The sequence below is a fragment of the Yersinia aldovae 670-83 genome (assembly GCF_000834395.1).
Classification (GTDB): domain Bacteria; phylum Pseudomonadota; class Gammaproteobacteria; order Enterobacterales; family Enterobacteriaceae; genus Yersinia; species Yersinia aldovae.
On sequence record NZ_CP009781.1, the window covers coordinates 2,543,945 to 2,570,686 of the forward strand.

The window sequence follows — 26,742 nt, forward strand, 5'->3', positions numbered from 1 at the left end:
TTTCAGATAAATAACCACGTAACCACCGCTGTAGTGGGTAAGTAATAGAGCAGCGGTGGTATTGTTTATACAACCAGAAAATCATTTTCTGGCCACCTTTATTATGCAGCTAATAATGAGTCACTCCCGTCAGTTGCCCCTACAGTATCAATGACAGGCACATCAGCAATAGCATCAAACTGGCTGGCAATCGCCATATCTTTGAGTGGTATATTTATATCAATACCTTGGGCGGCAAGAGCCTCCAACAAGATTTCATCAGTAGTCCCATTTTTATTTTTCAAACTGGATATAAACTGATGTATGATGTTCTGCTGATTTTCGGTGGTTGATTTTAAATAATCATACTCAGCGACAATGTTTAATTCGTTTATTTTTAATTGCGGCTCTACCAGTTGTTTTGTGAGTACATTTTCATTACCTTCATGCTGAGTAACCCCGCCAGCACCAAACTCCAGACTTTCTATCTTGCCATAGTGAGTCATGTGACACAGTAGAAAGTTAATCTCACCGCTAAGAATTATCCCTGTATTATCCCCAGTACTTGCACTATTAACATTAGAGTATTGTTTGTACTGCCCCCTTACAGCGTCATTATAATAAATATTGACAAAATGACGGCCTGTTTCAGTCGGCTGAATAAAACTATCCAGCCATTTTTGGCTATATGATGCAATAGTTTCATCTTTTATATTTTCATGAAATTCGATAGTCACTGTCATAATAATATCCTTTTAATTGACGATTACGCTATAACTCATCATTGAGTCGTATTGACTACCAAGTGAATTATTCGATTCACTTGAACATCTTTATATTTAACAGACTGATTATATAGAAAATTAAGCAACTAACGATATGTCACTGTTATCAACCACACCAACCGTATCAATCACAGGTATTGGCACATCAGTAATAACCTCACTGCTGGCGAACTGGCTGGCAATCGCTAAATCTTTAAGCGGTATATCCACATCAATACCTTGAGCCTTAAGGTGTTCCAACATCGCACCTGCTTTACCTCTTATCAAGCTGTATGTGCCATGATCTATTCCGCCCTGATAGGGCTTACCGGGGTCAGAATTCAATGCACGGGATATCGAACACAGTGAATAACCAAAGTCGCCTTCAATATTTAAGCCTTCAAATTTCAGTTGTACCTGCTCAAGCTGTTTAGCCTCATTAGTGTTACCCGCATTAGCGGGTATCACCGACACACCAAATTCCAAAGATTGAATATAATTATCTTTATAAATAGCGCCTCCATCGCTACCAAATAAAGTTCCGCTAAAAATTATGGCTGTATTGCTACCCTCAATGGGGCTTTCAAATTCAGCAGAGATGATTCTATTATTATAATCAAGACTACCAGAAAAAGTACCGTAATATCTGGTAGTATGAGCAACCTCAATCAGATCACCAAAATCAGTGGCCCACTGATGAGTATAGGTAGAGATAGTTTCATCTTTAATTGATTTATCATATTTGATAGTTATTGTCATAATAATATCCTTTTAATTGACCATTACACTATGACTCATCATTGAGTCATATTAACTACCAAGTGAACTTTCATCTTCACTTGAATACGCTTATATTTAAAATTCAAAGACTGATGCTGTTATAAATTAGGCAACTAACAACATATCACTGTTATCCATGCCGACAGTATCAATAACTGGCGTATCGGTAGTCATCTCCAACTGGCTGGCAATTACCATGTTTTTTAGTGGTGTATCCACATTAATGCCTTGGGCTTTCAGAATATTGAGTAGCGGGTTCGCGTTACCTTTTAACAAATTATATATTCCCAGCTCATTACCTCCCTGATAGTAAATATCCTGCCATAAGGCATAATCCAGGGTAGGCATAGAACTTTCAACATCAGCCCGAATATCTAAGCCACTGATATCCAATTGTACTTGCTGCAATAGAAGCTGATGTGGTTGTTTACTCATGCCATCATTAACAATAGGAACCAACGTTTCGCCGAACTCCAAACTGACGCTGATACCCACAGTGGGTTGTTGGTCATTCTCTTCAACTTTTTTAAGTGCTACCACTATTGCAGCGTTACTCGCGGCCTGATTATGATGGGTACTTGCAGCGACATATTTTATGCTATCCGCAGGTGGAATAGAGTAACCAGAAGCATTAAATGTGTAATCAACTTCGGTCGTCCAAAGAATGTTACCAAAATTGGTGGCCCACTGGCTGGTATAAGAAGTGAGTGTTTCATTAGCTATTTTTTCATGATATTTAATAGTTATTGTCATATTAACATCCCTTTAATTGACGATGACTTATCTTTAAGTTAGTAATTAATTAAACGCCTAATAATATCTCGCTCCCCACAGTTGAACCTAAAGTATCAATGATTGGTGCATCAGAAATAACGTCAAACTGGCTGGCTATCGCCATATCCTTAAGCGGTGTATTTACATCAACACCTTGAGATTTAAGGACCTCGAGTAGAGGTAAAGCGTTGCCTCTTAGTAAATTGTAAATACTAAGATTAGGGTTACCTTGATGGTTATCATCCATCAACATTGCATAAAATATCTCGATATTCGACACATCAATATCATTTGAAATATCTATCCCACTAAATTTAAGCTGTACATTCTGAAGCTGGAGCTGATGAGACTCAGGATCTGCAATACCGACATCAGAAATAGCAATTAAACTATCACCAAACTCTAAACCTTCATTTCCTGGAATCAGGGGGGAATCTTCAAATACGTCAATTCCTTTCGATTTCATAATCTCGGCCGATTTAATTCCCTTAGATTCCATCACGATGGCTGCTTTACTGCTTTGAGTTTGAGAATGGCTATTTTTTTGAATAGCTAACTTAACGCCAGCATTAGGGTAATTAGGGCCTGCCGAGTAAATATCATATTGACATTCACATGATTGCTGAACTATATCACCAAAATCAGTGGCCCACTGCTGGGCATAAGAAGAAATAGTTTCATCTTTAAATTTCTCCTGATATTTAATAGTGACTATCATATTAAAATCCTTTTAATTAACGATATGAGTTATTGTTAATCCATATCCATCTGAAAGTAATCTAATAATCTCGCCTGGACAATTTAATTAATGTTTGAATATATTATTTTGATATGAACCGTCATGAACCACCGCCGTAATCATAATGTGACCAGAGTACAGCGGTGGCGCACTTACACTAAATATTACAAACACACTAACACTTATTACACAACAGCCAGAGCTAACCAGAAAATCCTTTTCCGGTCATCTTACTTAAGCAGCTATCGGCGTCAGCATATAGCTGCTTTCAGCTATCCCAACGATATCAATCATTGGTGCATCTGATGCCATAACCTCGAACTGGCTGGCAATCGCCATATCTTTAAGTGGGGTATTTACCTCAATACCTTTAGCCTGAAGTATTTCCAAGAATGGAGTTGGATTACCACACATCAAGCCATAAGTTGTTTTATGCATATCACCCTGATGGTTCTGCTCTTTAGTCTGGGCAGAGTTATATTCACCAGTAATATCTAAGCCGACAAATTCTACTTCCACTTGGTCAAGCTGTTTGCCCCCCTCTGGATTATCGCTCAAGGATTCACCCAACTGCAAGCTTGTTATTTTGCCGTAGAAAGTATGATCGAACATAAATGAGTAGTGTAAATCACCAGTTACAACCATTGCCGTACCTGTCTGGTGGGAACTGATAACGGCATATTGAGTACCATTAAAACCCAGTCCACCAAAGAAATCCCCATACTGCTTGACGAATCCCTTATCTTGAGCCTCTCTTATATCACCATTTCTGGCTGCCCATTGCTGGGTATAAGAAGTCAAAGTATCATCAGCGTATTGGCTATTATATTTAATACTTACTGTCATCATATTTGAGTTTACTGTCATCATAAATTTCCTTATTGTTAACAACAATTATATGACTCATCATTGAGTCACCGCGACTACAGGTGAAGTTATAACTCAACCTGAAGATTAAAATTAAATACTAATATTTAGCATATTTACCCATGCTGTTTTAATATTAATAACTAAAATTTATATTCAAAACCACCCTGAATAGTTCTACCACGATTAGGTGCAAATGAAAGTGAATCACCGTAACTGACCAAATATGCACGATTAGTTATATTTTCTATTGAGCTTCGCAAGATAAAATTATTCGTCAGCTTATAACTGGCATAGAGATCAAATAGAGTGTACTTGGGCCAATCTGCAACATAAGCGGTATTGACTCCGCCATATTTATTAATAACTGAGCGATCTTGATGACCTTTGTTATAGCGAATAACAGTGCCGAAATCCAGCTTTTTATCAAAAATTCTTCCACCCAAAGTTAAACTACCGCGATCACCGGGTAAATAAGCAGAAGAGCTAAATAAACTACTTGTCGCACGGCAATCAATCAGATCATTTATCTTATTATTCTCAACAATATACACACCCCGTTTATTATATCCAGATTTCTGCACCCCCCCTAACCAAGCTTTTTTTGAACAAATAGTATTGATACCAATCATTCTGGTATAATTTAAACTGGTATAAAACACCCCCATATCATAACTTAATTGATATTCCAGACCGCGAAATCGGGTCGCTAATAAATTATTAATATAAGTGGCATTAGCAAAAGAACTTCCGCCTCGCCGTGGTTTTATTTTGGATAACTCAAGATTGATATAATCAGTGACGCGGGTATCAAAGTAGGCCAGTTTGGCGACCAGGCGATCTTCTTCACTAAACAGATTGCTTTGTTGGATATTAATACCTGCTTCCCAGGCTTTGGAATGCTCTGCCGCCAAAAAAGGATTGGGCAGAATCCAGCCGTGGCCATGTGCGCTGCCAGTAGCCAGTACCTCAGTAATCGCCGGTGGCCGCCAGGATTTACCGTAGTTGGCAAAAAACTCCAGCCATTGCACCGCGGGTTTGATGCCGATGGCCAGCGTGGGTGAAAGCTGCTGTTCACGGCGATCCACCTGCCAGGTCATTTTTTGATGAACGTTGGATGAACAGCGCGTTTGTATCGTTTCAGATTGCTCATGTATCTTTTTGTTGCACGGATTTTCACTGTTATAAGCGGCGCGGAACCCACTCGTCAACATCCAGGTATCGCCTTGTAAATGGAATTGATCGTAACGCAGGCCACCTTCCAACCGCAGCCAGTCGTCATAATTGTAGTTAAGTTGGGCAAAGGTGCTGGTAATGGTGCGTTTACCGGGTGGGGTGATACCAAGTTTTGATTCGTGGTCAAACATCGATTTATGGGTTGATTTGCCAGTGGAGCGGTCACTAAACCACTCAAAGCCATATTTAATTTGTAATTGATGGTGGTCGGCGAGGGTAAATAAACTGGTGTTTTGTAGTTGTAAACCACGGGTGGTTAAGCGGGTTTGCGTCCAAAACTTTCTGCGGAAGACTACACTGGCATTATGAGTATCAGTTTTATCGTCGGTATCAACGTAATAGATTTTTGCCGTCGCATCCAGCCAGGTAATATGCTCCGGCTTGAGGCTATAATCCAGCCCAATATTGCGATTCATCACATCACTAACACTGCTACTTACCCAACCACGTCTGCCTTTTCGTGGACCCTCTTTTATATCAGTCAAAAAACCGGCATTAGGGCTGTGTATTTTAGTTTGCAGATAGCTGAGTTCCAATCGTTGATCAGCAGGCAAATTCCAGCCCAGCTTGACCAGTTGCGACAACATTTTATAATTGGTAAATGCCACTTTATTATTCGTAATATCGTAAGTAAATATATCTGCGCCGCTACCAAAACGAATATCACCTAACGTCCCTTTATTACCCGGCCAATAATCGCTTAAATTTCGCTCGCTAGCGGCGATGAATATATCGCCATATTCATTACCCAGAGCCAATGCAGCACTGCCAATAAAATTAGTGCCGTTATCGCCGGTCATGGCACGTAATTGTCCACCGAGTTCTTTTCCCGGTTCAAGGAAGTCGCTGGCATTAATGGTATTAAAGGTGGCGACCCCACCAATGACACCGGCACCACCAATACCACTGGTGGCCCCTTTTTCAATCACGACATTACTCAATATTTCCGGGTCGATATACATCACACCGTGGCGCTGACCATGACCACTTTTCATAAAATTCTGACGCATACCATCAATATTCATATTGACGCGGCCATAATCTTGTATGCCACGGATATTCACTGAAAGCGCAGGGTCTTGCTGACTGACGCTGGAATAGACGCCGGAGGTCTGTTCCAGTATATCTGCCGCATGGCGGGCGGGGCGATTATCCAACTGCTCTCGGGTAATTTCACTGACCGAACGCGGTTCATCATAGACCCAATCATCATCATGATAGTTACCACTCCCCTCAACTTTGAGTGGATCTAACACCACATCACTCTCAGCAGGTACTACTGATGTTGCTGCTGCCGTTATCTCCGCAAACACCCTCCCTGAATACCCTTGTGCTGCCAGTGCTAATAATATACCTATTGCAACCTTATTCATTGAGACTATTATTCTTCTTTTATCTCTACCTGTATTATCCATTTATGAGATTTCATCCTTAGGAATATAATTAACCAGTTAACTGTATAATATTACTTGAATGGCATACCTTGCAGCAGCCAGTAATAAAATCAATCCTGAACAATCCGAGGCGTTGGTTAATTGTAGAATGTGAAAATCTCTATTAACGTAATGAGTTACGTTTTTTAGTAAAAATAAGTGCAATTATAAATACAATAGCCGCCCTGCCACTTTATTAATAAATAAAGTAACGTGTGAGGAAAATAGAATCATGACTATTTCCCATAGGGAGAAAAATTTATTTTTAATCTTAGTAGAGGTTTCACTACAACGCCAGCAGTTGATAATGCTTATCATAATCATTAAGGGGTACAAACTCAACGTGATATTAAAATAAAAACCTTATAATCCTGAAAATATTGGTTTTAATAGTAATAAACAAATCAGTAAATAATCATTACTGTAACGTGATTAAAAATAGAAGAGTCAGAAAAATAACAAAAAAATTATTTTAACTACCTTTATAGGTAAAACGGGCCACTATAAAAGTAGCCCGTTCCCAATATTAATACCCGACGAACTAAGACAGCCGTATTTTCGCTTCAGTAATGGCTAAAGCGACCTGCTGTGGCGAAACACCGCCTTTAGCAGCCCGTTTATCCAGGCAAGATTGCAGGGCCAGAATCGGATAGACATCATCACCAATCACCGGACTGAATTTTTGTAAATCAGCCAGCGATAATGCTTCCAGCGCTTTACCCAGACGAATGGCTTCAACCACCGCTTCACCGACAATATGATGCGCTTCGCGAAACGGTATGCCCTTAGCGACCAGATAGTCCGCCAGTTCGGTGGCGTTGGCATAACCTTGTTCCGCTGCCTCTTTACAACGTGGGCGTTTTACCTGAATGCCATCTAACACCAGCGCTGCCATATGCAAGCAATCGAGCCAAGTATCGAGCGCATCAAACAGCCCTTCTTTGTCTTCCTGCATGTCTTTGTTATAAGCCAGAGGCAAGCCTTTTAGCGTCATCATCATCCCGGTCAATGCACCTTGTACGCGGCCACATTTTCCACGGATTAATTCCAGTGCATCCGGATTTTTCTTCTGTGGCATCAGGGAAGAGCCTGACGTAACACGATCAGATAAATCGACGAAAGCCGCTTCACCACTGTTGAAGAAAATCAGATCTTCAGCGAAACGGGATAAATGCACCATGCCGATACTGGCATCAGACAGTAATTCCAGCACATGGTCTCGGTCTGAAACGCTGTCCAAACTGTTACGGGTGGCGGAAGCAAAACCTAACCAACCCGCCAGTTGTTCGCGATCAATCGGATAAGCAGTACCGGCCAGTGCGCCGCTACCTAATGGGCTAACATCCAAACGTTTCAATGTATCTTGCAGACGACTTTCATCACGCGCCAGCATTTCGACATAAGCCAGACACCAGTGCGCGAAAGTCACCGGTTGGGCGCGCTGCAAATGGGTATAACCCGGCATCACCGCATCCTGATTGGCTTCGGCAGTGATAACCAGCGCTTGTTGCAATTGCTGCACGGCGGTTTTTAATTCGGTTATCTGGAATTTACACCACAACTTTAGGTCAGTCGCCACCTGGTCGTTACGGCTGCGCCCGGTATGCAGTTTTTTGCCTAAATCACCAACTTTATCAATCAGTTTGGTTTCTACCCAACTGTGAATATCCTCGGCATCACTGTTCAAAATAGCCTGTGGATCGGCCTGAACTTCCTCTAATAAAACAAAGAGCGCCTGCTCAAGTTGTTGCTGTTCGGCAGCCGTTAAAACGCCCACGGTCACCAGTGCCTTCGACCAGGCCACAGAACCTATAATATCCTGCTCTGCCAGTCGGTAATCAAACCGTAGGGAATCGTTAAATTGCTTAAAACGCTGATCTGCCGCCTGACTGAACCGTCCGCCCCACAATGCCATAATCTTGCTTCCCTAATGTCTGAATAAATACCCTTTGTATTTGAAGCCGCAGCGGTGTTAGCTACGCTCACGCACCCAAATCACTTACTTGAGTAAGCTCATTGGGATGAGTCCACTTGCTGCCTACCTGCAACTCCAACTACTTTGGGTTTAACTTTATAGTAAATAATATTAGGCCGAAATACGTGTACCGATCGGCTCACCATTAAACAATGCAGGTAATTGGTCTGCATGACGCCAACTGGCGATATCTACCGGGCGGCCCAATGTGCGCGCTGCATCCAGTGCTGCATTCACTTTAACCACCATGCCATCGGTGATAATACCTTGTGCGATGAGTTGCTCGGCTTTTTGCGCCGTCATTTCAGCAATGCGCTGGCCTTTACCATCTAAAATCCCGCTGACATCCGACAGTAAAATTAAATCTGCTGCCAATGTCGCCGCCAAAGCCGTCGCCGCCTGATCAGCATTTACATTCATCAGACCACCCTCTTTAGTAATGCCAATAGAGCTGATGATTGGCATGTAATTTGCGGCCAGTAAGGTTTGTACCAGAGCCGGTGAGCCAGCTTCGGCTTTGCCCACATGCCCCAGCTCAGTATCCAGCGGGGTGACCGACACGGTATTACCATCGCCTAAACATAAGCCAACAGCATTGATATCATGCTTCACCGCCCAAGCCAGCAACGTTTTGTTGGCAGTTCCTGCTAATGCGCCGGTGATAATGTCAATTTGATCGGCTGGCGTCACACGCAGGCCGTTTTTCTTCACCACCGGCAACGCGAGTTTTTTCATCAAATCGTCTACCAGACAGCCACCACCGTGCATAATCACCAGCGGGCGCTCATGCTTCTCACGATAGGTCACCAATGCAGTAAACAGACGCTCCAGCGCTTCTTCGCTGTCTAGCAACACGCCACCTAATTTAATGACCAACGGGTTCATCATGTTTCGCCTCAATATAATTGGATAAAAATGTCAGTTCCGGCCCTGTTGCTTAGCGTTTTATTGCTTACAGCAGGGATTGGGTTTCCGCAAAGCCAAAACGTATATTCATGCACTGCACAGCCTGGGCCGCCGCGCCTTTCAGCAGGTTATCTTCGGTTGCGACAATAATTAAATGCTCACCTTGTACAGCGAAACCGATATCACAGAAAGGTAACCCGACCACCGCTTTCAGTGCCGGAACACCTTGTTTATACAGCCGTACCAGTGGCTTATCCTGATAGGCATTATGGTATGCCTGAGCAATATCCTGTGCCGTCACACCCACGTTTAAACGGCAGGTGATGGTCGCCAAAATACCACGAGCGAAATTCCCCAAGTGCGGGGTAAAAATCACTGGCGTACCAAGATGGGCGACAATTTCCGGCTGATGACGATGATTAAACAAACCATACGGCTGCAAACTCACTTCACAGAAACTGTTGCCGATGCTGGCTTTACGCCCCGCACCACTAACACCGCTGACCGCGTTGATCACCGGCCACTGTGCTTCATTCAATAATTTATTATCAACCAACGGTTTAAGCGCTAGCTGGGATGCGGTCGGATAACAACCAGGCACCGCTACCAATTGAGCCAGCTTAATTTCTTCGGCTTGCCATTCAGCTAGCCCATAGACCGCTTTATCCAACCAATCGGCATGTTGATGCTCAAAACCGTAATATTGACTATAAAACGCCGCATCCTGCACCCGGAATGCACCGGAGAGATCAAACACCACACAACCCGCTGCCAGGAATTGTGGCGCTAAATCATGGCTGACCTCATGAGCGGTGGCGAGGAAGACGACATCAACGCCTTTTGCCGCTTGAGCCACATCCACCAAGGGTTGCAGCGGAAGATCAATAATGCCTTTTAGTTGCGGATGAAGATCAGAAAGTAATTTTCCTGCATCTGCACTTTGCGCTGAAACCGTTAAACCGGTTATGTTCATATGTGGGTGACGATTTAGGTAAGCCGTAAGCTCCGCTCCGGCATAGCCGCTGGCACCAACAATTAGCGTATTTAACATGGGTTCCGTTTATACCTTCTGAGTATTCTTACCGAGATATATACCTCATTATGAATATGGGTATAACAACATAAGTAGTCAAAACCAGTAGTTGGGTTCTCAGCAAGGTTTTACTGTTCCCCAATATGATTGAGCATTGACATTTTCGTAAATTTAAGGGTGTTTTTCAGTTCCCTTACGCTCAAGCTTAATGTATTTTTATTCACAATAAATGCATGAATATTGATACTACCCTAACCAAAGGCTGTCAACAGTGAAGATGAAATTACCTCCATTTATTGAGCTGTATCGGGCGCTAATCGCCACGCCATCGATCAGTGCGACCGATAGCGCCCTTGATCAAAGCAATGAGGCGCTAATCAACTTGCTGGCCGGATGGTTTGCTGATCTGGGTTTTCGCGTCGAAATCCAACCAGTACCGGATACACGCCACAAATTTAATCTACTTGCCAGCATCGGAGAAGGTCGCGGTGGCTTACTGTTGGCAGGCCATACCGATACCGTGCCTTTTGATGAAGGCCGCTGGACTCGCGACCCTTTCACTCTGACCGAGCATGACAATAAATTGTATGGTCTGGGTACTGCCGACATGAAAGGCTTCTTTGCCTTTATTCTTGATGCGATGCGCGATATTGATGCCAGTACATTGAGCAAGCCGCTCTATATTTTGGCCACTGCTGATGAAGAGACGACGATGGCAGGCGCGCGCTATTTTGCCGCGTCCACCCAATTACGCCCTGACTTTGCCATTATCGGTGAGCCAACATCGCTGCAACCAGTACGCGCGCATAAAGGGCATATTTCCAATGCGATTCGTATTACCGGTCAATCGGGGCATTCCAGTGATCCGGCGCGCGGTGTTAATGCCATTGATTTAATGCATGAATCGATTACCGAGCTAATGAAGCTGCGTACCACCCTGCAAGAGCGTTATAACAACCCGGCATTTGCTATTCCTTATCCGACAATGAATTTCGGTCATATCAATGGGGGTGATGCGGCAAACCGTATCTGTGCTTGCTGTGAATTACATATGGATATCCGCCCGTTGCCGGGGCTGACATTAAGTGATCTGGATGAATTGATGACCGAAGCACTGGCACCGGTCAGTGCCCGCTGGCCGGGTCGCTTGAGTATTGACCAACTGCATCCACCGATTCCGGGCTATGAATGTCCGACAGATCATCATATGGTCGGGGTTATCGAGGAATTACTGGGTGAGCGCACGGCAGTGGTGAACTACTGCACCGAAGCCCCGTTTATTCAGCAAATTTGCCCGACATTGGTGCTGGGGCCAGGTTCCATCAATCAGGCCCATCAGCCGGATGAATTTATCGATATGGCCTTTATTGAGCCAACTCGTGAGTTGATTGGTCAGTTAGTGGATCATTTCTGCCAGCAATAGTTACCTCTTAGGGGGTAGGTGATCAATTTTGCCCATTAGGAAGACTGATAACCTGCCTCTGGTAATTAAATTTCAGCAATCTCCCTAAAATTGATGTTTTTTTGCTAAAAATAGTGTCAATTGGGGTATGGAATTGAACGTAGCGAGTGGATTTGTCCAGCTCTGCTTCTTGGGTGAAATTAATTTACATACTCATCAAGTTACGAAGGGTACTAAAAGAAATCATATGAACGAACAATATTCCGCAATGCGAAGTAACGTCAGTATGCTCGGTACGCTACTCGGGGACACCATCAAAGAAGCGCTCGGTGAACACATCCTTGAAAAAGTAGAAACCATCCGTAAATTATCCAAATCTTCGCGTGCTGGTAATGAAGCAAGCCGTCAGGAACTGCTGACCACGCTGCAAAATTTATCCAATGACGAGCTGCTGCCGGTCGCCCGTGCGTTTAGCCAATTCCTCAATCTGACGAATACAGCAGAGCAATACCACAGCATTTCGCCGCACGGTGAAGCCGCCAGTAACCCGGAAGCTCTGGCCCAACTGTTCACCCGCTTAAAAGACAAAAAGCTGAGTGAGCAAGACATGCGCAGCGCGGTTGATGAGCTATCCATTGAATTGGTATTGACCGCTCACCCAACCGAAATTACCCGCCGCACCCTGATTCATAAACTGGTCGAAGTGAATACCTGCCTGAGCCAGTTGGATCACAATGATTTAGCCGATTACGAACGCAACAAGATCATGCGTCGTTTGCGCCAATTAGTCGCACAATCATGGCATACCGACGAAATTCGTAAAATCCGCCCTTCCCCGGTGGATGAAGCCAAATGGGGCTTTGCGGTGGTTGAAAACAGCTTATGGGAAGGGGTGCCAGCTTTCCTGCGTGAATTTAACGAGCAGTTACAAAACTCGCTCGATTACCGCTTGCCGGTAGAAGCGGTGCCGATCCGTTTCACTTCATGGATGGGCGGCGACCGTGACGGTAACCCGAATGTCACCGCTGAAATTACCCGCCATGTGCTGTTACTCAGCCGCTGGAAAGCGACCGATTTGTTCTTGCGTGATATTCAGGTATTGGTATCAGAACTTTCGATGTCGGAATGTACACCAGAACTGCGTGAACTGGCCGGTGGTGATGAGGTGGTCGAGCCTTATCGCGAGCTGATGAAACAGATGCGTACCCAGTTGACCAATACCCAGACCTATCTGGAGGGCCGCCTGAAAGGTGAACGTGTGTTGCCACCAACGGACTTGTTAGTGAGCAATGACCAACTGTGGAACCCTCTGTATGCCTGTTATCAATCCCTGAAAGCCTGTGGCATGGAAATTATCGCCAACGGCCAGTTACTCGATACCCTGCGCCGTGTGCGCTGTTTTGGCGTGCCATTGGTGCGTATCGATGTGCGTCAGGAGAGCACCCGCCATACCGATGCCATTGCTGAGCTGACCCGCTATCTGGGCTTGGGCGATTATGAGAGTTGGTCTGAAGCGGACAAACAAGCCTTCCTGATCCGCGAACTGAATTCAAAACGCCCACTGGTGCCACTGAAATGGGAACCCAGTGCAGACACCCAAGAAGTGTTAGAAACCTGCCGGGTGATTGCCGAAGCGCCAGAAGGTTCTATTGCCGCTTATGTGATTTCTATGGCGAAAGTGCCATCGGATGTGCTGGCGGTGCATTTGCTGCTGAAAGAAGCCGGCTGCCCATTCACTCTGCCAGTCGCACCATTGTTCGAAACACTCGATGACCTGAACAATGCGGACGACGTGATGACCCAGTTACTGAATATCGACTGGTATCGCGGCCTGATCCAAGGCAAGCAGATGGTGATGATTGGCTATTCTGACTCAGCGAAAGACGCCGGTGTAATGGCCGCATCCTGGGCGCAATATCGCGCGCAGGATGCATTAATCAAAACCTGCGAGAAGGCCGGTATCTCCCTAACACTGTTCCACGGTCGTGGCGGTTCTATCGGCCGCGGTGGTGCACCCGCCCATGCCGCGCTGCTTTCTCAGCCTCCGGGCAGCCTGAAAGGCGGCTTACGTGTCACTGAACAAGGCGAGATGATTCGCTTTAAGTTTGGTCTGCCGGAAGTCACCATCAGCAGCCTGGCGCTGTACGCCGGGGCGATTCTGGAAGCGAATCTATTGCCGCCGCCTGAGCCGAAGAAAGAGTGGGTTGAGGTGATGGATATTCTGTCTGATGCCTCCTGCGAGATGTATCGCGGTTATGTACGTGAAAATCCGCAGTTCGTGCCTTACTTCCGTGCCGCCACCCCCGAGCTGGAATTAGGCAAGCTGCCATTGGGTTCACGCCCGGCCAAACGCCGCCCGAATGGCGGGGTGGAAAGCCTGCGTGCTATTCCGTGGATTTTCGCCTGGACGCAAAACCGCCTGATGCTACCCGCCTGGCTGGGTGCCGGTGCTGGTTTGCAGAAAGCTATCGATGCCGGTAAGAAAGACGCATTAGCCACCATGTGCCGCGACTGGCCATTCTTCTCAACGCGCATCGGCATGTTGGAAATGGTATTTGCCAAAGCCGATTTGTGGCTGGCTGAATATTACGATCAGCGTCTGGTGGATAAATCATTATGGCCATTGGGCCAGCAATTACGCGACCAACTGGCAGCCGATATTAAAGTGGTACTGACCATTGCTAACGATGACCACTTAATGGCTGATTTGCCGTGGATTGCCGAGTCGATTGCGCTGCGTAACGTCTATACCGATCCATTAAACGTGCTGCAAGCGGAGCTATTGCACCGTTCACGTCAGCAAGAACACCCCGATGCCCGCGTTGAACAAGCATTGATGGTGACTATTGCCGGTGTCGCGGCGGGAATGCGCAATACGGGTTAGCCACCAGTAGAATTATCGTGACTAAAAAGACAAAACGGGCCAAGTGCCCGTTTTTTATTGCTAAATCAATGGGTCACACTCGCTCAATTAATAATCTGTAACTTTAGAGTCGGTTTATGCAAGATTGTTATGACCTGCAGATTCATTATTATTCCTTATAAAACCATTTTTATTAAAATTATTAGGAGTCAATATGCAAATCTCAAGATCAACCCAAGACAGTATAGTAAAGGCATTTAGACACAGCGAAACGCGAGTTCATTTCGTCGATTTATCAAAGCTGAAAAATGCACTGACGAATATAAAGAATGATAGCAAATCATTAGGTCAGATTCCCACTTCAGGAGCACAAGAAAAGTTAGTATGGGTAGAAAAACAACTCACAAAAATGCAAACCACACTTGAGAGTCAGGGTTCAAAAAAATTGGAGGCTAAGTCTGAGAAAATTAGCAAATTGATGACACAAGTGAATAATCTACTTAAAGAAGAGGGTGTTATTGAATCAAATAATAGTCAACCGCAGGATATAGGTAGAACTAGACAAGAACGTGATACTACAAAAGCCGATCTAATGAAAACTTATGAAAATCACACATCTGGTTTTGGCTTCTCTGCTACCACTTCATCTAATCGACAGGATACGGGCCTGTAAAACCTATTTCAGATTTATATAACAAACCCGCCAACTGGCGGGTTTAACCTATCTAAACTACGGCCTGACCCCTAGGGTATGGCAAATCGCATAACTTAATTCTGCCCGATTTAAGGTATAGAAATGGAAGTCCTTCACCCCTTCGCGACTTAAAATCTTCACCATGTCCATCGCTACTGATGCACCGACCATTTTGCGCGTCTCAGGGTCGTTATCCAGCCCTTCAAATATACTGGTCATCCAGTGTGGCACCCGTACATTGGTCATGGTAGCGAAGCGCTGGAGCTGCTTAAAGTTAGATACCGGCAAGATACCCGGTACAATTTCAACATCAATACCGGTCGCTACACAGCGGTCGCGAAAACGCAGGTAACTCTCCACATCAAAAAAGAATTGAGTGATAGCGCGGTTAGCTCCGGCATCAATCTTGCGTTTCAGGTTAATCAGGTCAGCCTGCGCGCTTTTGGCTTCTGGATGCACTTCTGGGTAAGCTGCCACCGAGATATCAAAATCACCGACATCTTTTAATAAACCCACCAAATCAGAAGCATACATTTCCGGCTTGCCGCTATCGGGTGGTAAATCACCGCGCAACGCCACGATATGACGGATGCCACTGTTCCAGTAATCGGTGGCAATCTCACGTAACTGAGTCGGAGAAGCATCAATGCAAGTCAGATGCGGCGCGGCTTCAAGGCCGGTGCGCTCTTTAATGCCTTTGATAATGCTGTGGGTACGATCACGCTCACCGGAGTTGGCACCATAAGTCACTGAGACAAACTTTGGTTTCAGGGTGCTTAGGCGGTCAATCGAACTCCACAGAGTCTCTTCCATCTCGCTGGTGCGTGGCGGGAAAAACTCAAAAGAAACATTAATCTGACCCTGTAACTCCGCCAGACTTTGATTCAGCGCTTCTCGCTGGTTTGCGTGGAAAAAACTCATACCCTGTTACCCCATTGTCGTTACAACGACTTATGTTATCTGTTACCGCTCACTCATGAGCGTCTATACGTTTAGACGTCTAAATAGAAAATGACCGAAGTTAGCTAAAGAGTCAACTTTTAAATAAGTTAGAGGCGATGATTAATCTTCACATGCAATACGCGGAAAATTCATGTATCGCTCCGTTTAAAACAGTTCCTTATTTATCAATGCATTATAATCATAGTTATTTCACTGCGGCGTTTAAGCATCTCCTTTATTGAGGCTAATTACTCGCTCTATACTCGTTTTCTTATATTCACGAATACTGGCCATATGTAATGCTGGAATACTACTATGGATTATTGGATATATTTAAAGGAAGTAATCATGAACGTTAGAGAACGTATTAATTTCTATAATAGTCTTGCAACATCTTCACCGGTAATCGATCAAAAAAATAAAGTGCCAGATAAAAGGCCAGAAGCTCGATTCCGCTTATCTGAAGGGATAATTAAAATTTGTGGTAAATATAATATTAAACCGGTTATGCGGAATAACAATGAAGACATAAACAAAAATGCAGCAGCAAAAAAAATCCAATCTTACTTTCGTGATCATTTAGAGAAACTGGAAAACATGGACTCTAAAGGCCTCAGGAATAATAAAGGATTTATAAAGACAACATATCATGGCAATAAAGTAGATTTTCACAATATACAATTTTATCACCATAAAGAACATAGCTCCGTACATATGCCGAATAAGAAATGCGATGGCACTGAAAAAGGGAGTTTTAAACAACTCACCAGAAAAGATGACCTTTTTGTCGCGCTAGAGCCAACCGAAAAAGATGATCTATTCGCAACAACAAATAATTTTAACGATATAAAGGGTGCACACCGCGTCAAACCTGGCCTGGCTGTTAGCACAACGCTTATTATTGCCCGCAATGCGGGAATGTGTGTATTTGACTATATACAGGATGAAAAGAAAGACCCCATTCCTATTAGTGCATTTGAAAATGCAGCAAATGACTTAAAAATATTACATAAAATAAATACTTACCTCAGAGACATAAAACCAGAAAATACGGCTTATGATGGCAAAAACATTAATTTCATTGATGTTGATGACAGAGTATCAGACAATGCTCGTGGGAAAGACCCTAAAGTAAAATTCACACTTCATGGTGCGCCAAAAATATTCACATCAGCATATATCACTAATAATCTAAAAGATAAAATCTATAATAATGGTTTTAGACTTTCAAATAATGAGAATATTGTAAACTATCTAAAGTCTGCTGATGAATATGCATTCTTACTAACAATCATAGCCACAACAACCACATCAGATGCACTCAGAGATAATATTATAAACTCTGTCGATACCGATATTAGTACTGATAGCAGTAGTAGTAGTAGTAGTAGTAGTAGTAGTAGTAGTAGTAGTAGTAGTAGTAGTAGTAGTAGTAGCGTAGGGATGAGCTATTCTGAAAATAGAGATGAACTCACAACATGGATTAACACGCATGTCAAACCTGAGCACAAATCCAAGGTAGATTTATTGCTATCCGCCCCTGATAAACATGCCGAATTAAAAGATAAGGTCTATTTATCTGATATGTTACTGTTTTCTGGCAAAAACAACCATACTACTAGAATTAAAGGAAATTACTTTGAATAATACAGTAGTTGTTAAATTCAATAATACTTCATTGCGTTTATCTCATTCCAGAATAGACAAAATCAATAATGCTCCGGATAAGAAAGCAGCACTCCAGATGGGGTTTGTAAAGAAAATACAGTATATCTGTATGAATAAAGGAAAAAGACTGAGTGACTTATACGACTTTACACATAACCATAAAAACGGAGAGAAACTATTCATACAATCAAATGGCTGCATTCAGGAGAAATTAACATCAGTTATTAATGAAAAAATGCCTTCGCTAAAAACGGTTGAAATAGATAACAGTGAAACTGTAGAAAAAGAATTACAGAAAATACTTAAAGAAAAAGTAATAAACTTGAAAGACAACATATTTACAGAAATAGTTTATTTTGAAGATAAAGAGGATACCACAGGGAGAACTTATTATATCAGTAAGAATTCCCCCCCCAGTTTATAAACCAAATATCCCCTATGTTCATCCTAAAAATGAACAGGGAACCTCAAAGTATGTTGTTAGTAAAGATGATAATTTCGTCGCTTTAGCACCTACTAAAAAAGAAAAATTTAGCACGGAAAATAATTTCCATGACCTGAAAGGTCTAAATAGTATTAAAACCGGACTAGTTGTCGCCCCGGATCTAATGATTTCACACAATGCAGGGACCTGTTTAATTGATCATCTAAATAATAACTCCCCTCTCCCACAGAGCGTTTTTAAAAATGCAGTAAATGACTTAAAGCAACTGCATAAAAGACGAACTTATCTAAGAGATATAAAACTAGGGAATATGGCTTATGATGGTAAACAAGTTAACTTTATTGATGTTGATGATAGGATTAGCGTAAATAAAAGAGCAAGACTTTTCGATCCAGTATTTAATATATATGGCAAGGAGGTTATACTTACGCCTAAATATATAACCCAGGGTTTAGTTAACCATATTTATGGGAGTGACCCTACAACTCCGGAAAAAACAATTTTAAAACAATTAGTTATAACTTACGCCCATAGAATTGCTGATGAATATGCTTTTCTTATGACAATGATCGCTACAACAACTAAAGATAACGCGCTTAAGTCTTCTATCAAGAATGCAAAAGTTGATATCATGGGAGTTGGAATTATTAATAGAATAAACAATGATATAGACCAATGCAGCGACAAACAGAAAAAATATAAATTTATAAAAAAATTAATTAAAACCCAAGAAGAATATAATAACACAGGTATAATGAATAAGAGTAACAAAAGATACTTCACCTCGTGGCTGAAGGGGAATATAAAACCCGAGCACCATAAATCCGTAGAATTACTATTAACCGACCCAGCCAGGTATGCGGACAGCGCACCAAAAACTCATTTGGCTGATATGTTATTGTTCAAGTAACAAAGCCAACAAACGCCCGATTAATTACCTCGGGCGTTTGTTTATCTCCGATTAATATCGCGTTCGCTATAGCAACTGGGACAGACGGTTTAAATCAGACTGAATGGCACCGGCAGTCACATCACGCCCTGCCCCTGGACCACGAATAACCAATGGGTTATCGCGATACCAACGGCTTTCGATGGCAAAAACGTTATCGCACGGCAGCAAAGAGGCCAATGGATGGTCAGCACGTACCGCTTCAACGCCCACCCGCGCCTTACCATTAGCATCAAAGCGCGCGACGTAACGGAGCACCAGACCCATTTCATTGGCGGCTTCTAAGCGCTGAATCATTTGCTGATTCAATGCTTCGCCATTCTCAAAAAATTGATCTACGGAACCAACATCGGCACCCGCAGGTACTAGCGATTCTACCCGCACCTGATTCGGTTCGATGTCGTAACCGGCTTCACGGGCCAAAATCACCAACTTGCGCATCACATCTTGCCCTGAGAGATCGACACGCGGATCGGGTTCGGTCAAGCCCTGTTGCCAGGCTTGATCCACCAGCTCAGTAAAAGGCACCGTGCCATCAAATTGCAGGAACAGCCACGATAAGGTGCCAGAGAAAATACCGCTGATCGCCAGAATACTGTCGCCGCTATCGCGCAAATCGCGCACGGTATGGTTAACTGGCAAACCCGCGCCCACGGTGGCGTTATACAACCAGTGGCGGCCAGTTTTGGCAAAAGCATCACGGATTTGGCGGTAATTATTGCTGCTGGAGGCTCCGGCTAATTTATTGGCACTGATAACGTGGAAACCATAGCTGGCGAAATCCAGATACTGTTCGGCAAGTGACTCACTGGCGGTCACATCCAGCACCACCAAATCATCAAATGGATGCGCGCGCATCCATAAGAACAAGGATTCTTCATCCTGCTCTCTGGCTTCATCATCGTAAAATGCCAGCGTCCGGCTAGCGTCCAGCCCGTCATAACTCAACAGACTGCGGCGGCTATCCACCACCCCCGCCAGTACGAACTCAAAACCACTGCGAGCTGAGATATTCTTCTGCTCGCGGGCAAATAGCTCTAACCAGCGTGCGCCGATATTACCCTTGCCGAATAGCATCAAGCCAATGCGTTTTTCTGCGCGGAATAGCGACTGATGCAAGCCCTGAATCAAGTGCTCAGTCGGCCCAAGGCGCAAAACAGCCACCAGGCTGATGCCGTCCTCTGCCTGCCAGATAAACTCGACTGGCTGATCTTTCAGTTGTTGATAGAAACGGTGGCTATGCAATGGGTTCTTGCTGACCCCAGCGCCGACCAAAGCGACCAGAGCCAACCCCTCGCGCAGAGATAATCTCCCCGGCAACGTGGCATCTTCCAGCACTCTTAATGCGCTATTGACCACTTCTGAGGTATAGCAAAGTTGCAATAGGTTGCGGTCAGGGTGAATACCAGTGGCCAGCGGCTTGATTTGCGCACGTTTGAGCAGCAAATCGATCTCTTTCTGTGCCAGCGAGAAATCATGGTGGCTGGCAATCTGTAATTCGATCAGGCAGACATCATCGTGGCTGGTAACGATTTTCGCGCCCAAGCCAGAAGCCAGCACTCGCTCAATGCGGGTTGACCCCTGTTCTGGTTGATAACTACAGCGCAGTTGTAAATCGATATCGCTGCCGGAAACCGGCTGCAATGTGCGGGTGTGCAGCACCGGAGCGGCCAAACGAGCCAGTTCACTGGCTTCGTCTAAACGCAATAACGGTAGCAGGCAGGCATCTTTCACTTTGCGCGGGTCGGCACTGTATACCCCCGCCACATCACTCCAGATAGTGACACGTTCGACCCCCGCCAGCGCACCGACCTGGGTGGCCGAGTAGTCACTGCCATTGCGCCCCAACAACACCGTTTCGCCGGTGTTATTACGCGAAATAAACCCGGTCACTACCAAACGTTGGTGTGGATGTTGTGCCATTAATTGCTGCAACAACGGATAAGAACGGCCTTCGTCGATTTGTGGCTGTGCCGCACGCTCAGCGCGCAGGAAGCTGCGAGCATCAAGCCAGGTGGCATTCATATCAAGTTTATTCAACACCGCAGACATCAAGCGGGCAGACCAAATCTCACCGTGACCGACCACTTCGGCATAAATTGCCTCGTCGACGTTGTTATCCAGCAGGCCAGCCAGACGTTCCAAGTCATGGATAAACTCACTAATCAGCGGTTCCGCCATTTCTGGCGACAATAAACCGCTAATCAGGTCATGTTGATAACGACGCAGGTTTTGCTGCACCTGATGGGCAGAAAGACGATCAGTTTGACTGAGTTTCAACCAGCTAATTAGCTGGTTAGTGGTGCTACCCGCCGCAGACACCACCATAAGGTCACCGGGATGACTGTAGTTGGCCATAATATTGGCCACCCGCAGGTAACACTTCACATCCGCAAGACTACTACCACCAAATTTATGCAGTTGACGGCCGGTCACCGCCGCTGCTACCGCTGTTGCATTCATACTTACCTCGGTCTCGCCAACTGGAAAGCATTTTCCAAATCGGCAATCAAATCTTCGCTGTCTTCGATACCCACAGAAATTCGCAATAAACTATCAGTAATACCGGCGGCAGTGCGCGCTTCCGGTGCCATACCGGCATGGGTCATGGTTGCGGCATGGGAAATCAGGCTTTCAACGCCCCCTAAAGACTCTGCCAGGGTAAATAATTCAAGGGCAGAGAGGAAACGACGCAATACCTGCTCATCACCATCAAGCTCAAAACTGAGCATCGCACCAAAACCTGACTGCTGACGGCGAGCAATTTCGTGGCCGGGATGGTGTGGCAGAGAAGGATGATACAGCTTTTTCACTAAAGGCTGTTGCTCTAAATAACGGACAATTTCATCTGCGTTACGCTGCTGTTGAGCCATACGCGGTGACAGCGTGCGTAACCCACGTAATAACAAGTAGCTGTCAAATGCCGCACCGGTCACGCCGATATTATTCGCCCACCATGCCAGCTCGACAGCCAACTCAGGATCTTTGGCAATCACCGCACCGGCGACCACATCGGAATGACCGTTCAGATATTTGGTGCAGGAATGCACCACCAGATCTGCCCCTAAAGCCAGCGGCTGCTGTAGCGCTGGGCTAAGGAAAGTGTTATCACAAACTGTTAATGCGCCGACGGCATGAGCGGCTTTGCAGATAGCGGCAATATCCACCACTCGTAGCAGTGGGTTACTTGGGGTTTCAATCAAAACCAGCTTGGGTTTTTCAGCCAATGCCTGACTTAATGCGACTTCATCGCCCTGGTCAACAAACAGAACCCGATAGGCTCCGCGTTTGCTTAAGCTATCGAACAGACGGTAGCTGCCGCCGTAACAGTCATGCGGAGCAACCAGCAGATCGCCAGGTTTAAGGAAGGTGGTACAAACCAAATGAATCGCCGACATCCCGCTGCTGGTCATTACCGCACCTGCGCCCCCTTCCAGTTCAGCCAATGCCCGCTGCACCACATCACGCGTCGGATTACCACGACGTGAATAATCATGTGCGCGTGGCTGATTAAAATCGATAAAATTATAGGTACTGGAGAGGTGAATCGGGGGGACAACGCAGCCGTATTGCTCGTCATCGTTCAACCCGCTACGGACTGCTATGGTTGCCTGTTTACGCGTCATATGGATTTCCACCAACCGGATATCGAGAAAATGTTACGCCAGAGTAGACGCACAAATTACGGACGTCAATACATCTGGACATCTAAACTTCTTTGCGTATAGATTGAGCAATGGGATAATAACCGCTAAAATTATAGAGGTTTTAAATATCCTTATGATGTCAGACAGGTTTCAGTGGTGCTTTGTTTCACCACAAAAGTGGCATAGAAAGGTAATAGCTATCAATAAATAGCAAAAAAGGTTATTTCAGTGACATTAGTCTAGTAAAATCGACATTTATTTAGTGAGAACAGCGAAGATCGGGCATAATCGGCCGGTTTTCAGAACTTGGTATTTTTCCGACAAATTTAAGGTGTCCCATGGCTGAGTGGAACGGCGAGTATGTCAGCCCTTACGCTGAACACGGCAAGAAGAGCGAGCAGGTCAAAAAAATTACGGTATCCATTCCGCTGAAGGTGTTAAAAATCCTCACCGATGAACGGACTCGCCGTCAGGTAAACAACCTGCGCCACGCAACTAACAGTGAGTTGCTGTGTGAAGCCTTTTTACATGCATTTACGGGCCAGCCGCTGCCGAATGACGAAGACCTGCGCAAAGAGCGCAGCGATGAAATCCCGGAAGCCGCGAAGATCTTAATGCGTGAATTGGGTGTTGATCCCGATACCTGGGAATATTGATTTCCAGCAACTACTCGGTTCACGGCCCAACGTGGGCCTGAAGAGTAGACATGAAAAAAGGCGCCCAAGGCGCCTTTTTCGTCTGACGGGCAGTAATTACTTCGTAGCACCCGGCACGCTGAAACGCTTGTTGAAGCGGTCAACACGGCCACCGGTCGCAACGTCACGCTGCTTGCCAGTGTAGAACGGGTGGCATTCGCCGCACACGTCCAGATTCAGGTCGTGACCAACAGTAGAGTTGATCTTGATAACATTACCGCAAGAGCAAGAAGCAGTAACTTGTTCGTATTTAGGGTGGATACCTTGTTTCATGGAAACCTCTATATTAGGCCGTGTCGCTATCCAGCCCTGTTCCGCCAGACACCACACGATTAGAAAATAACAAGCGTTGATAAAACAAACAACGGCTGTTAACAGGATTTGATATCAAATTATACCAAAGGCGGCGAATAATACAGAATTTGACCAAGCCACGCAATCGAATCCGCACATTTCGCCGCTTGCGGTGTAAACTATTCAATCTTTAATTAGACCGTTTTATTTATACCCTAAATAATTCGAGTTGCGGGAAGGCGGCAAGCGAGTAAATCCTCAGGAGCTTACATAAGTAAGTGACTGGGGTGATTGAGCACAGCCAACACACATGCAGCTTGAAGTATGACGGGAATATCAGGATAAAAACACATGTCCGTTGTTCAAGTGGCATTACCCGTTCCGCTGGCTCGCACCTTTGATTACCGTCTGGACAACACAATGGCCTGCCCGGTAGTGGGTGCTCGCGTCAGTGTGCCGTTTGGTAAGCGTAAAGCCATCGGGATCGTGGTGGGTATCAGTGATACCAGCACCTTCCCCCTTGAACAACTGAAAGCCATTGATGCGGTTCTGGATAACGACAGCCTTTTCCCACCCAGCCTGTGGCGTATTTTGTGTTGGGCTACCGAGTATTACCACTACCCCATCGGGGAAGTGCTGTTCCACGCGTTGCCCATTTTATTGCGCCAGGGGAAGCCTGCGCAATCCGCCCCCTTGTGGCAATGGTTTGCCACCGAACAGGGCCGTGCCACACCGCCGGAAAGCTTAAAACGCGCGCCCAAGCAGCAACAGGCTCTGGCCGCATTATTGCAAAAACCGGTTTATCGTCATCAAGTTAACGAAATGGCATTAACCGAAAGCGCACTGCAAGCATTGCGCAGCAAAGGGTTGATTGACCTGCGGGCACAAGAAGTAGCAACCACTGACTGGCGTAATGGCTTTTCGGTGCTGGGTGAACGCCTGCGGCTCAATACCGAGCAGGCAACCGCTGTGGGTGCGATTCGCAGTGAAGATACTCAGTTTGCCGCCTGGTTGCTGGCCGGGGTGACTGGCTCGGGTAAAACAGAAGTGTATCTGAGCGTGCTGGGAAATATTCTGGCGCAAGGCCGTCAGGCGCTGGTTTTGGTGCCTGAAATCGGCCTAACACCACAAACGATCGCCCGTTTTCGCGAGCGCTTCAATGCACCAGTTGAGGTGCTCCATTCCGGTTTAAATGACAGCGAGCGTTTATCGGTCTGGCTACGAGCGCGTAACGGTGAAGCCGCCATTGTTATCGGCACCCGCTCCGCACTGTTCACGCCGTTCTCCCGTCTGGGCGTCATCATTATTGATGAAGAGCATGATAGCTCCTATAAACAGCAAGAAGGCTGGCGTTACCATGCCCGCGATTTAGCGGTATTCCGTGCGCGCGAAGAAGGTATTCCTATCGTGATGGGCACGGCAACACCGGCGCTGGAAACCTTACATAACGTGCAAATGGGCAAATACCGCCAACTAACGCTATCGAAACGAGCGGGTAATGCTAAATTGGCACTACAGCACTTGCTTGATCTGAAAGGGTTACCGTTAAAAGTGGGGCTGTCTCAGCCGTTACTCAAACGGATGAAAACCCATTTGCAGGCGGATAATCAGGTGATTCTGTTCCTCAACCGCCGGGGTTATGCGCCCGCATTGCTGTGCCATGAGTGTGGCTGGATTGCGGAATGCCAGCGCTGTGACCACTATTATACCCTGCATCAGAATCACCGTCAGTTGCGCTGCCATCACTGCGATAGCCAGCGCCCAGTGCCACAGCAATGCCCCAAATGCGGCACGACGCATTTAGTTTCTGTCGGCGTAGGGACTGAGCAATTAGAGAACGAGCTGGCCCCACTGTTTCCGGATACGCCGATCACCCGTATTGATCGCGATACCACCAGTCGCAAAGGCTCGCTGGAGCAGCATCTGGCAGATGTTCATCAGGGCGGCGCACGCATCTTGATTGGCACCCAAATGCTGGCGAAAGGGCACCACTTCCCCGATGTCACGTTGGTGGCGTTGCTGGACGTCGATGGCGCACTGTTTTCGGCTGATTTCCGTTCGGCAGAGCGCTTTGCGCAGCTTTATACTCAAGTTTCAGGCCGCGCAGGCCGGGCCGGTAAACAGGGTGAAGTCATTTTGCAAACTCACCATCCTGAGCACCCCTTGCTGCAAATTTTATTACAGCAAGGCTATGACGCCTTTGCCAAACAGGCATTAGAAGAGCGCAAAAGCGTATTTTTACCGCCTTACACCAGCCATATCATCGTGCGCAGTGAAGATCACGATAACCAGCAATCGGCGCAGTTTTTGCAACAATTACGTAATTTGCTGGAAGCCAGCCCACTCAAAGATGACGCTCTGTGGATTATGGGGCCGGTGCCCGCATTGCAGGCCAAACGCGGCGGGCGTTTCCGCTGGCAATTATTGTTGCAACATCCCTCACGGCAATTGCTGCAACGGCTGATTAAAACGTCTCAACCACTCATTAACACATTGCCACAAGCGCGTAAGGTTAAGTGGACGTTGGATGTCGATCCCATAGATAGCTAACCTCCGCCATGCTCTGATATAAAGGTAAGTTATTGTTTGAGCTGTGCCACAAGGCAATCGATTACCCTGCTTTCTGCGAGCCAGTTCGAAAAAACCTACTTATGTCA

At 45.5% G+C, this 26,742-nt stretch carries 21 protein-coding genes; 8 read left to right on the forward strand and 13 right to left on the reverse strand.

Translation table 11 applies throughout. The annotated features are described in order from the left end of the window. Positions 1–101: 101 nt before the first annotated feature. The 9 genes from AT01_RS11580 to argC form a co-directional block, all read right to left on the reverse strand. A complete protein-coding gene (locus AT01_RS11580) occupies positions 102–722 on the reverse strand; it encodes a heme acquisition protein HasA (protein ID WP_042547254.1) in 621 nt (206 codons plus the stop codon). A 120-nt stretch (positions 723–842) separates the two neighbouring features. Further along, positions 843–1,502: a heme acquisition protein HasA gene (locus AT01_RS11585; RefSeq protein ID WP_042547255.1), complete on the reverse strand. Its 660-nt coding sequence runs from the start codon at positions 1,500–1,502 to the stop codon at positions 843–845. A gap of 126 nt (positions 1,503–1,628) precedes the next feature. Further along, positions 1,629–2,276: a heme acquisition protein HasA gene (locus AT01_RS11590; RefSeq protein ID WP_042547256.1), complete on the reverse strand. Its 648-nt coding sequence runs from the start codon at positions 2,274–2,276 to the stop codon at positions 1,629–1,631. 49 nt (positions 2,277–2,325) lie between these two features. After that, on the reverse strand, positions 2,326–3,015 hold the full coding sequence (locus AT01_RS11595; RefSeq protein WP_042547257.1) for a heme acquisition protein HasA: 690 nt from the start codon (positions 3,013–3,015) through the stop codon (positions 2,326–2,328). 255 nt (positions 3,016–3,270) lie between these two features. Continuing rightward, positions 3,271–3,882, reverse strand: a complete 612-nt coding sequence (locus AT01_RS11600; RefSeq protein ID WP_042548603.1) for a heme acquisition protein HasA — start codon at positions 3,880–3,882, stop codon at positions 3,271–3,273. A gap of 164 nt (positions 3,883–4,046) precedes the next feature. Then, on the reverse strand, positions 4,047–6,554 hold the full coding sequence (locus tag AT01_RS11605) for a TonB-dependent hemoglobin/transferrin/lactoferrin family receptor (protein ID WP_042547258.1): 2,508 nt from the start codon (positions 6,552–6,554) through the stop codon (positions 4,047–4,049). 559 nt (positions 6,555–7,113) lie between these two features. After that, the gene (gene argH, locus AT01_RS11610; RefSeq protein ID WP_042547259.1) at positions 7,114–8,487 is read right to left on the reverse strand and encodes an argininosuccinate lyase; all 1,374 of its coding nucleotides are present in this window, start codon (positions 8,485–8,487) and stop codon (positions 7,114–7,116) included. A 171-nt stretch (positions 8,488–8,658) separates the two neighbouring features. Next, positions 8,659–9,435, reverse strand: coding sequence for an acetylglutamate kinase (argB, locus tag AT01_RS11615; protein WP_200889091.1), 777 nt, complete (start codon positions 9,433–9,435; stop codon positions 8,659–8,661). Positions 9,436–9,499: 64 nt separating this feature from the next. Continuing rightward, complete coding sequence (gene argC / locus AT01_RS11620) at positions 9,500–10,504, reverse strand: N-acetyl-gamma-glutamyl-phosphate reductase (RefSeq protein WP_042547261.1); 1,005 nt, start codon at positions 10,502–10,504, stop codon at positions 9,500–9,502. A 259-nt stretch (positions 10,505–10,763) separates the two neighbouring features. On the opposite strand from argC, the gene argE reads away from it, so the two are divergent. From argE to AT01_RS11635, 3 genes are all read left to right on the forward strand, one after another. Then, entirely contained in the window at positions 10,764–11,909 is a 1,146-nt protein-coding gene (argE, locus tag AT01_RS11625; RefSeq protein ID WP_042547262.1) for an acetylornithine deacetylase, read from the forward strand. A 226-nt stretch (positions 11,910–12,135) separates the two neighbouring features. Then, positions 12,136–14,772 carry a phosphoenolpyruvate carboxylase gene (gene ppc, locus AT01_RS11630; protein ID WP_042547263.1) on the forward strand — a complete coding sequence of 879 codons (2,637 nt, stop codon included), beginning with the start codon at positions 12,136–12,138 and terminating at the stop codon, positions 14,770–14,772. Positions 14,773–14,965: 193 nt separating this feature from the next. Next, on the forward strand, positions 14,966–15,424 hold the full coding sequence (locus tag AT01_RS11635) for a hypothetical protein (protein ID WP_042547264.1): 459 nt from the start codon (positions 14,966–14,968) through the stop codon (positions 15,422–15,424). Positions 15,425–15,481: 57 nt separating this feature from the next. Here AT01_RS11635 and metF read toward each other — a convergent pair whose 3' ends face one another. Then, a complete protein-coding gene (metF, locus tag AT01_RS11640) occupies positions 15,482–16,366 on the reverse strand; it encodes a methylenetetrahydrofolate reductase (protein ID WP_042547265.1) in 885 nt (294 codons plus the stop codon). Positions 16,367–16,735: 369 nt separating this feature from the next. Between metF and AT01_RS22045 the strand changes: the two genes are divergently transcribed. Genes AT01_RS22045 through AT01_RS21745 form a run of 3 tightly spaced genes read left to right on the forward strand, consistent with a single transcriptional unit; the run spans position 16,736 to position 19,410 of the window. Further along, the gene (locus AT01_RS22045; protein ID WP_167335161.1) at positions 16,736–18,034 is read left to right on the forward strand and encodes a hypothetical protein; all 1,299 of its coding nucleotides are present in this window, start codon (positions 16,736–16,738) and stop codon (positions 18,032–18,034) included. Then, positions 18,027–18,479 carry a hypothetical protein gene (locus AT01_RS21995; protein ID WP_042547267.1) on the forward strand — a complete coding sequence of 151 codons (453 nt, stop codon included), beginning with the start codon at positions 18,027–18,029 and terminating at the stop codon, positions 18,477–18,479. Before AT01_RS22045 ends, AT01_RS21995 begins: the two co-directional genes overlap by 8 nt. Further along, positions 18,412–19,410, forward strand: a complete 999-nt coding sequence (locus AT01_RS21745; protein WP_162484231.1) for a hypothetical protein — start codon at positions 18,412–18,414, stop codon at positions 19,408–19,410. The genes AT01_RS21995 and AT01_RS21745 overlap by 68 nt, the downstream gene beginning before the upstream one ends. Positions 19,411–19,476: 66 nt before the next feature. Here the strand turns inward: AT01_RS21745 and AT01_RS11660 are convergent, their stop codons facing one another. Together AT01_RS11660 and metB are read right to left on the reverse strand one after the other, a co-directional pair. Further along, on the reverse strand, positions 19,477–21,912 hold the full coding sequence (locus AT01_RS11660) for a bifunctional aspartate kinase/homoserine dehydrogenase II (RefSeq protein ID WP_042547269.1): 2,436 nt from the start codon (positions 21,910–21,912) through the stop codon (positions 19,477–19,479). 2 nt (positions 21,913–21,914) lie between these two features. Continuing rightward, the gene (gene metB / locus AT01_RS11665; protein ID WP_042547270.1) at positions 21,915–23,075 is read right to left on the reverse strand and encodes a cystathionine gamma-synthase; all 1,161 of its coding nucleotides are present in this window, start codon (positions 23,073–23,075) and stop codon (positions 21,915–21,917) included. A gap of 359 nt (positions 23,076–23,434) precedes the next feature. Between metB and metJ the strand changes: the two genes are divergently transcribed. Further along, positions 23,435–23,752: a met regulon transcriptional regulator MetJ gene (metJ, locus tag AT01_RS11670; RefSeq protein ID WP_004392248.1), complete on the forward strand. Its 318-nt coding sequence runs from the start codon at positions 23,435–23,437 to the stop codon at positions 23,750–23,752. Positions 23,753–23,848: 96 nt separating this feature from the next. Here metJ and rpmE read toward each other — a convergent pair whose 3' ends face one another. Then, positions 23,849–24,064, reverse strand: coding sequence for a 50S ribosomal protein L31 (gene rpmE, locus AT01_RS11675; protein WP_004704783.1), 216 nt, complete (start codon positions 24,062–24,064; stop codon positions 23,849–23,851). Positions 24,065–24,436: 372 nt separating this feature from the next. On the opposite strand from rpmE, the gene priA reads away from it, so the two are divergent. Then, entirely contained in the window at positions 24,437–26,635 is a 2,199-nt protein-coding gene (gene priA / locus AT01_RS11680; protein ID WP_042547271.1) for a primosomal protein N', read from the forward strand. Positions 26,636–26,742: the final 107 nt, after the last annotated feature.